The 1,119-nt window shown below is 61.8% G+C and carries 1 protein-coding gene and 1 pseudogene; both read left to right on the top strand.

From position 1 onward, the window contains the following. Nucleotides 1-53: 53 nt before the first annotated feature. A pseudogene (locus HGO92_RS24645) lies at nucleotides 54-245 on the top strand (hypothetical protein); the annotation flags it as partial. Then, on the top strand, nucleotides 209-1,119 hold a 911-nt coding region (locus tag HGO92_RS23130), incomplete at its 3' end, for an IS3 family transposase (protein ID WP_346769081.1). The pseudogene HGO92_RS24645 and the gene HGO92_RS23130, both read left to right, overlap by 37 nt.

The following is a 1,119-nucleotide window of genomic DNA, read 5'->3' as shown; positions in this document are numbered from 1 at the left end:
TGGTTGGGTCCCCGTGTAGGAGTCCGGTGACTATGTGAGTTTCGTGTCCGAGAATGGACGCAGGAGGAAATTCACTAGTTATGGCACGTAGGCATACCCCCGAGCAGGTCATCGCGAAGGTCCGGCAGGGCCAGAAAATGCTCAATGAAGGACGGCCCCTCATCGAGGTCGTCAAGGAACTGCAGGTCACCGAGGCGACCTGGTACCGGTGGCTGAACCAGTACGGGTCCGAGAAGAACGCCGAGGCGACGAAACGGACCAAGGAGCTCGAGAAGGAGAACGCGAGGCTCAAGCGGCTGCTGGCCGAGAAAGAGCTAGCCATCGACATCCTGAACGAGGTGGCCAAGGGAAAATTCTGAGCCCCGAACCACGCCGCCGTGCCGTGCGCATGGCGATGGAGAAGTTCGGGGCGTCGGAACGCTTTGCCTGCAAAGTGCTGGGGCAGAACCGCTCCGCCCTGCGCAAGAAGAAACCCGAAATGAGTTTCGAGGAAACACGGCTGCGCGCTGACCTGCGGGCAGTCGCGCAGAAACACCCGGCGTGGGGCTGGAAGAAGGCCCGCTGGCACCTGCGTGCCCAGCCGCAGTGGCAGGACGTGGCGCTGAACAAGAAGCGGGTACGCCGGCTCTGGCGCGACGAGGGACTGGTTTGTAAACCCAAGCCGAAGAAGAAGCGCCGGACCGGCCCGGACGCCGGGGAACAGAAGCGCCTGAAAGCCGAATACCCGATGCACGTGATCAGCTTCGACTTCCAGTCCGACGTCACCTCCTGCGGGCGCCACATCCGCTTCTTCAACGTCATCGACGAATGCACCCGCACGGCGCTGGCGATCGTGCCGCGGCGCTCGTTCAAGGCTTCCGACGTGGTCGCCGTGCTGGAGAACATCATCGCCGAAACCGGTATCGAACCGGCGTACGTGCGCTGCGACAACGGACCGGAATTCACCGCCGCCGCACTGATCGAATGGTGCAGCACAGCCGGTGTGAAGACCGCGTTCATCGACCCGGGATCGCCCTGGCAGAACGGGTTCATCGAATCATTCAACGCCCAATTCAGAAGGGAACAACTCTCCGGAGAAATCATCGACACCATGGCCGAAGCAAAGTACTTGGCCGACGA

Origin of the sequence: Crystallibacter degradans (assembly GCF_012952295.1) — a bacterium.
Lineage (GTDB): Bacteria > Actinomycetota > Actinomycetes > Actinomycetales > Micrococcaceae > Crystallibacter > Crystallibacter degradans.
The sequence above is the reverse complement of the archived record's forward strand: the minus strand, read 5'-3'. Positions and strand labels throughout refer to the sequence as shown.